This is a genomic window from Niastella sp., from assembly GCF_045805085.1.
Classification (GTDB): Bacteria; Bacteroidota; Bacteroidia; order Chitinophagales; family Chitinophagaceae; genus Niastella.
Window position 1 is genome coordinate 24,279 of record NZ_JBJMLX010000540.1, and the last position, 6,893, is coordinate 31,171.

General features: G+C 40.8%; 7 protein-coding genes. 5 read left to right on the plus strand and 2 right to left on the minus strand.

Annotated elements, in window-relative coordinates:
* Positions 1 to 46 precede the first annotated feature (46 nt).
* The 4 genes from ACJ751_RS28140 to ACJ751_RS28155 are packed head-to-tail and all read left to right on the plus strand — an operon-like array spanning position 47 to position 3,483.
* Positions 47 to 1,708 carry a hypothetical protein gene (locus tag ACJ751_RS28140; protein WP_407748871.1) on the plus strand — a complete coding sequence of 554 codons (1,662 nt, stop codon included), beginning with the start codon at positions 47 to 49 and terminating at the stop codon, positions 1,706 to 1,708.
* Positions 1,709 to 1,716: 8 nt separating this feature from the next.
* On the plus strand, positions 1,717 to 2,412 hold the full coding sequence (locus tag ACJ751_RS28145) for a glycosyltransferase family 2 protein (RefSeq protein ID WP_407748872.1): 696 nt from the start codon (positions 1,717 to 1,719) through the stop codon (positions 2,410 to 2,412).
* Positions 2,409 to 2,750 carry a DUF2304 domain-containing protein gene (locus ACJ751_RS28150; protein ID WP_407748873.1) on the plus strand — a complete coding sequence of 114 codons (342 nt, stop codon included), beginning with the start codon at positions 2,409 to 2,411 and terminating at the stop codon, positions 2,748 to 2,750. Before ACJ751_RS28145 ends, ACJ751_RS28150 begins: the two co-directional genes overlap by 4 nt.
* A 10-nt stretch (positions 2,751 to 2,760) precedes the next feature.
* Positions 2,761 to 3,483, plus strand: a complete 723-nt coding sequence (locus ACJ751_RS28155) for a class I SAM-dependent methyltransferase (protein WP_407748874.1) — start codon at positions 2,761 to 2,763, stop codon at positions 3,481 to 3,483.
* A gap of 5 nt (positions 3,484 to 3,488) precedes the next feature.
* Here ACJ751_RS28155 and ACJ751_RS28160 read toward each other — a convergent pair whose 3' ends face one another.
* Positions 3,489 to 4,040, minus strand: coding sequence for an ExbD/TolR family protein (locus ACJ751_RS28160; RefSeq protein ID WP_407748875.1), 552 nt, complete (start codon positions 4,038 to 4,040; stop codon positions 3,489 to 3,491).
* Between the two features lie 131 nt (positions 4,041 to 4,171).
* On the opposite strand from ACJ751_RS28160, the gene ACJ751_RS28165 reads away from it, so the two are divergent.
* Entirely contained in the window at positions 4,172 to 5,014 is an 843-nt protein-coding gene (locus ACJ751_RS28165; protein ID WP_407748876.1) for a universal stress protein, read from the plus strand.
* 64 nt (positions 5,015 to 5,078) lie between these two features.
* Here ACJ751_RS28165 and asnS read toward each other — a convergent pair whose 3' ends face one another.
* On the minus strand, positions 5,079 to 6,518 hold the full coding sequence (gene asnS / locus ACJ751_RS28170; protein WP_407748877.1) for an asparagine--tRNA ligase: 1,440 nt from the start codon (positions 6,516 to 6,518) through the stop codon (positions 5,079 to 5,081).
* Positions 6,519 to 6,893: the final 375 nt, after the last annotated feature.

Below are 6,893 nucleotides of genomic sequence, written 5' to 3' on the forward strand. Positions count from 1 at the left end.
CAAGGCTATTCAGGTCTTGATGGCTGTTTTAACTAACCCGAATCATATGTCTCTGACAATTCCTGATAATGGCAGCAGAAATAATACAAATACGCCTCTCACCTTCCTTAAAAAAGTATTTTCACGAAACGATGTTTCTGTTATTTGCCTTTTACTTGCTATAGTTATTAAAATACTCCTGTTTTTTTACTTTCAGCAAACTGATAATGACAAACTTAATCAGGTAATGGCTGGTAAAAACCTGCTCGAAGGGCACGGATTAACCATTAAACAGGTTCATATAAGCAATTTATCAAAAGAAAGCTATGAGCGTTTGGTAGGCTGGCCACCGGCGTATTCTGTGCTTTTTGCAATTATTTATTCATGGTGTAAAGATGTGGATGCAAGCAGTACAATAATTGATATTATTTGCATTATTTCGTTTTTCATATTGCTGCAAAAGCTTCTCAGGCAATTGAAGTTTCCTGTTTATCTGATAAATGTACTGGTTTTGTTTTATGGATGTGCAATAACAAGCTACATGGAAAAATCATCACCTACTGATTTTTTAACGTTACTGTTTTTTGTATATAACTGTTATCTTACCATAAAATTGTTCACACAAAGGAAACCTGTTTTGCAGGGAATACTACTTGGCTTTTTCAACGTCCTTCCTGCCTGGTTTAGATATATGTGTATCCCCGTTACATTTGTAATTCCGTGTGTTTTATTATGGAATGGCTGGTTAAAAAAAGACAGGAAATTGTTGTTGTATGGAACATATATCATGGCGATGGCTTTATTGGGAGTTATTGCCCTGCTAAGCTTTCAGGAACCTTATGTACTTGCAACTGAAAAGGGGCTTTTCTGGTCAAATCTGTTACTTTTAGATCCCGTATTGTTTTCAAGCTTTATGAATCTGAAATTCATTTTGGTTCAGCTTAGTTCCCTAACGGGGCTTTCATATACAACAGGTGCAACAATACTTCAATGGATAAACCTGGTACCGTTTTTAATTTTACTTGCACTTCTTTTTTTCTCTTCTTTAAAAAGAAAATGGCTGGCCGCTAATTCCTGGCAGGTTTTTATGATAATCGGAACACTGACAGGGATCTGCATATTTTCTGTGCTGGCCCTTTTATCTTTAAGATATAGTGCTCACTATGGGCTTACAGAGAATCTTTTCTGGACATACATAAACGAAGACAGATATTTTATTATTCTTCAATTCTTTATTGTTATACTAACAGCCAAATGGCTATTTATGAACGCTACTGCTGTTTCCAATTTTAAAAAATGGTTTCAGGGCTTATTTTTATTCTTATTTACAATAGAAATACTACATGGCTCATACTTTCTTGCCAAGAACTTTACATTCGACAAAAGGAATTTTACCTATATAGTTACTCAGAATCATATGATTCAATGTATTGACAATATAATTAAGGAAAATAAAAAGAAAAATACTGATGTAGTAGTCGCAGGTAATATCAGCATGGCCAATCGATCCGTGCTCTTGGGAGGGAAAGGTTTATTTGTGCCGGCTGAACTAAATGAGAATGAAATCTATGCCGATAAACCCACCAGGATCATTGCTGTTATGAAAAGCAGCGAATTACCATTTTATAAACCATTTTTAAAAAAAGAAGGTATATTGCTGGAAGCCCAAATCGGTGCTTTTTATTTTTACTCTTATTACGTAAAGCCAACTACTACTTTAAAAGATTAAAATTTCCCTTGCCCGCAGAAACCCAACATAAAAAAATTGTTGTTGTACTACCCGTATACAATGAAGGGCCTGTTATCAGACAGGTTATTTCATCCTTATTAAAAATTGTTACAACAATTATTGTGGTAGATGATGGCTCTGCTGTACCAGTGATCAAACAACTACACGATCTTCCGGTGGTGCTTTTACAGCATAAGGTCAATCTTGGGCAGGGCGCAGCCATACAAACCGGGTTAACTTATGCCAGGAAACTACATGCTGATATTGCCATTACTTTCGATGGAGATGGTCAGCACAACGAAGAAGATATTAACAGCCTGATAGCTCCCATCATCACTAATGAGGCCGATGTAGTACTGGGATCGCGATTTTTACCCGACAGCCCAGGCATAGTTCCATTTACAAAAAAGTTTATTTTACGGTTTGCCAGAATAATAAACTTTTTATTCACGGGTGTATTATTGACTGATGCACATAATGGGTTGAGAGCATTGAATAGAACGGCTCTTGAAAAAATTAATTTAACCGAGAACCGGATGGCGCATGCCTCTGAGTTTTTATTCGAAATAAAGAAACATAAACTGCGATGCAAAGAAATACCGGTACATGTTCGCTATACAGATTATTCCATCCAAAAAGGGCAAAGGCCCAGGGATAGCATTAAAGTTTTATTTGATTTACTTTTGCATAAACTTTTTAAATGAGCGGCATTCAACTTGTACTTGTAACAGGCTTTATTTTTATAGGCCTTTACTTTATAACACGTTTAAAAAAACGGTTACTTGATATCGTATTGTTGTTTGCCATGATCTCAGCCGGGATACTCTTTGCGCTTAGGCCCGATATCACTAATATCCTTGCCAGGGAGTTGGGGGTTGGCCGGGGTGCAGACCTTGTTTTTTATATCAGCATTCTTATATTTTGGTTTGTTTCATTAAAATTATACGCCCGCATTCGCAAATTGGAGCAGCAGGTTACCAGTATTATCCGGGAAGGCGCCATCAGGAATGCTACGGAAATAACAGATATCAATATCCATTAATTGTTTTACTATGGCATTAAGCAGCCTTGAAAGAGTAATACCTGCATTGATGAACGAGGATGAAACAACAGGTAAGAAAACACTGTTGCTTCATCTTGAGCGATATCAATATGCCTTGAATTATTTAGTGCCGGGCACTGTGGCCGATATAGCCTGCGGGGTTGGCTACGGAAGCCATTTGCTGGCAGCATCCTGCCCCGAATCTATTTCACGCATTATTGCGGTAGATATTGATCAGACCAGCATCGATTATGCCCGGCTGAATTACAGTAACCCGAAAATTGAGTTTATGGTGGCCGATGCTGAAACATTTCAATCACCGGTATCGCTGCAGAATGTAGTGTCGCTCGAAACTATAGAACATTTACCGAACCCTGAAAAATTCATAAATAATATATCAACGCAACTGGTCGTGGGCGGAAGATTTATTACTTCTGTACCTGTTACCCCGTCTATGGATGCGAATCCATATCACCTGCACGACTTTACTGTCAATACCTTTAAGCAAATGTTTCTAAAGGCAGGGCTGAAAGAAATTCATTCCTTTATTCAGGTGCAACCTTACCGCATTTTTTCATTAATGGGTCGCAAAGAAAATCGCGCCAAAGATTTGCGTAAAAATATTATTGGGTTTTACTGGCAATATCCTTCAAAATTACTTCTGCGTATCCTATCTGTTTTCAAAGACGGTTTTACCAACAAATACATGGTAGCTGTTTTTGAAAAGCAATAGTTTAATCACCGGATTTTTGAAGTCACAGTCTCTTTTTCCTTATCTGTAATGTCCAGAATGGCATACCGCTTTACATCATTTATCATAGCTTCATCCAGGGCGTTTACCACGCTCTCGTAATTCGATTCGGGCGATGGTTTTATCATTAACATCAGCTCTTTTCTGTTGCCCGGTTTTATTTTATCGAGCGCCGCCTGTTTGTTCCTTACAATTTTTCCCAGGCCATCGATCTCTGAATAGTTGGTAACGCCCCAGGCATTTGCTTTTAATGCCTGGTCCAATTGGCCGTGGTAGTAAAACACTTTATTGTCGGCAAGGGGAATAACAGTTAATGATCCGGTTTCAGCTACCAATGATTCTGATTTCGGATCAGAATCGTCTGGCATGATCAGTTTCATTGCCTTGGATTCAGACATGGTAGTAGTAAATATGAAAAAGGTTATAAGCAGGAAGCCAAGATCAACCATGGGGGTTAAATCAACTTTTGTACTTAATTTCTTGCTTCTGCGTGCACCGGCTTTACCACCGGCTGCATTGGGGGTATTAATTTCAGCCATAACTAATTGGTTTGGTTATAAGATGCGGTGGCACAATTTTTCCATATACAATATATCAGTGTTGCCACTGACTAACATCATTTTTTTACCCAGATAACGGGCTTACTTTTATTCATCAAAAAATATGAATCATGAAAACACTGGTAGTTCCTACCGATTTCTCGTCTGTATCGGTCAATGCACTCAATTATGCCGTTGACATGGCACAGGCAATAAATGCCGGTTTAGTGTTACTGCACGTGTACAATGTACCGGTATCCTTTACTGAAGCACCTGTTGCCCCTGTAACTTCTGTATCACTTGAAGAAGTGAAACGATCGAGCATGGAACGGCTCGAAGAATTGAAGAAGAACCTGATAATACTTACTTCGGGTAAAATACAAATATATAGTGAATCGCGCCTGGGCGAACCCATTGAGGAACTGGAAGCGATCTGTAAATCGCTCGATCCGATGGCCGTAATTATGGGCAGCCATGGCACCACAGGTTTCGAACGAATGATCATGGGCAGCACTACGCTGAATGCCATTAAACATATAAAATGCCCGGTTATTGTCATTCCACCCGGCACTACCTACAATGGCATAAGAAAGATTGGTCTTGCCTGTGATTTTGAAAATGTAGTACAGTCAACCCCGGTAGAGTATATTAAAAACATCGTGAAAGAATTCGGCGCCGATCTGTATGTGCTGAATGTGCAGGATAAAATGAATGCGGAAACCGATGAGTCAGAACCACCAACCATGGACGCCGTTTACCTCGATTCGATGCTGGAAGAAGTTCGGCCTAATTATGTACAGCTAACCGGTAAAAATGTGGTGGAAAGCATTACCAGTTTTGCCGAAAATAACAATCTCGACCTGGTGATGGTGATCCCTAAAAAACACCGATTTATCGATAGCCTGTTTCACAAGAGTCAAAGTAAAGAGCTAATAACCCACGCACATATACCAATTGTTTCTATCCATGAATAGGGTCTCAAAGCAAAACGGCCCCGACTAAGTCGGGACCGTTTCTTTTATAGAAGGACCAAGGAAGTTAGAATTCTGCGTTCTTGGGCGTTCTTGGGAAGGCAATCACATCACGAATGTTGGTCATACCGGTTACAAACAGCACCATGCGCTCAAAGCCAAGGCCAAAACCGGCGTGGGGCACGGTCCCATAGCGCCGTGTATCAAGGTACCACCACAACTCTTCAGCAGGAATATGCATTTCCTCCATACGCTGGGTGAGTTTGTCAAGGCGTTCTTCTCTTTGTGAACCACCTACAATTTCACCAATACCGGGCGCCAGGATGTCCATGGCGGCCACCGTTTTACCATCATCATTCTGGCGCATGTAAAACGCCTTGATCTCTTTAGGATAACCGGTAACAATAACCGGTTTTTTAAAATGCTTCTCCACCAGGTAACGCTCATGCTCGCTTTGCATATCGATGCCCCATTTCACTTCGTACTGGAATTTCTTTTTCTTGTACGCGGGTGATTGCAGCAGGATGTCGATCGCCTCGGTATAGGTAATACGCTCGAAGTCGTTGTTGATAACAAACTCCAGTTTTTCTATAAGACCCATTTCGCTGCGTTTGTCCTGGGGCATTTGTTTTTCTTCATCGGCCAGGCGCTGGGTCAGGAATTCCAGGTCTTCGCGGTTATGCTCCATTACATGGCGAATGAGGTATTTGATGAACTCTTCCGCCAGGTTCTGGTTGTCTTCAATATCATAAAACGCCATTTCCGGCTCAATCATCCAGAATTCAGCCAGGTGACGGGCGGTGTTGGAGTTTTCGGCCCTGAAGGTGGGACCGAAAGTATAGATCTCGCTAAAAGCCGTAGCAGCGAGCTCGCCTTCCAGCTGTCCGCTCACCGTTAAGTTGGTACTGCGGCCAAAGAAATCTTCTTTAAAGTTAATAGCGCCATCCTCGTTACGGGGTGGGTTATCGAAAGGCAGGGTTGTTACACGGAACATTTCCCCGGCGCCTTCGGCATCACTGGCGGTAACGATGGGCGTGTGCATATACACAAAGCCTTTTTCGTTAAAGAATTTGTGAACCGCAAAAGCCAATGCGTGACGCACCCGGAATACCGCACCAAAGGTGTTGGTACGGAAACGCAGGTGAGCGATCTCGCGCAGGTATTCGAGACTGGGTTTATTTTTAAGTTGTAAAGGATATTTCTCACCATCGCAATCTCCCAGTATTTCAATGGAAGATGCTTTTACCTCTACTTTCTGGCCTTTGCCCTGTGAAGCGATGAGGGAACCTACGGCTTTTATAGAGGCGCTTTGGGTAATACGTTTTTGGGTTTCATCATCGAGCATACCCAACTCCACCACTACCTGGATATTATTATTGGTACTACCATCATTGATGGCAATAAACTGATTATTGCGGAAACCGCGTATCCAACCCATTACTGTTACTTCCTGACCGGTAGGCTCACTGGCCAGCAGATCTTTAACTTTTACCCGTTTGTTGAACATATCCAATAGATTTTTAAGGTTTTCCGCCCCTAATGGGCGTAAGGACGGCAAAGATAAGATTTGGTGGAAGTTTGGGCGGGGAAATAAACATATGAAAAATTATTTGTAAGACTAATGAATGTTAGGTAGTTTTAAACTCCAATTGCGTTACTGGGCCTTTGTCCGCTAATTACCCATTCTAATTAGTGTGAGCCTCATACTTTTATTAAGTGAAATGATTTAACCTGAATGGGAGGTATTAAACATTTTATTTAATAAGATGAAAGGCAAGTTATTTACTCTGGAGAAAGCTCCATTTTTAGCCGTAGGCTTATTCTTCATTGGTTTAGCATTCCGGTATTTCGAAGACCTTCGCAAAGCGCTTCCCCATAGTGA

Excerpts from the sequence above, each read along its gene's own strand:
- ACJ751_RS28140 (WP_407748871.1), top strand. The coding sequence starts at position 47 with ATGTCTCTGACAATTCCTGATAATGGCAGCAGAAATAATACAAATACG.
- ACJ751_RS28150 (WP_407748873.1), top strand. The coding sequence starts at position 2,409 with ATGAGCGGCATTCAACTTGTACTTGTAACAGGCTTTATTTTTATAGGC.
- ACJ751_RS28155 (WP_407748874.1), top strand. The coding sequence starts at position 2,761 with ATGGCATTAAGCAGCCTTGAAAGAGTAATACCTGCATTGATGAACGAG.
- ACJ751_RS28160 (WP_407748875.1), bottom strand. The coding sequence starts at position 4,040 with ATGGCTGAAATTAATACCCCCAATGCAGCCGGTGGTAAAGCCGGTGCA.
- ACJ751_RS28165 (WP_407748876.1), top strand. The coding sequence starts at position 4,172 with ATGAAAACACTGGTAGTTCCTACCGATTTCTCGTCTGTATCGGTCAAT.
- asnS (WP_407748877.1), bottom strand. The coding sequence starts at position 6,518 with ATGTTCAACAAACGGGTAAAAGTTAAAGATCTGCTGGCCAGTGAGCCT.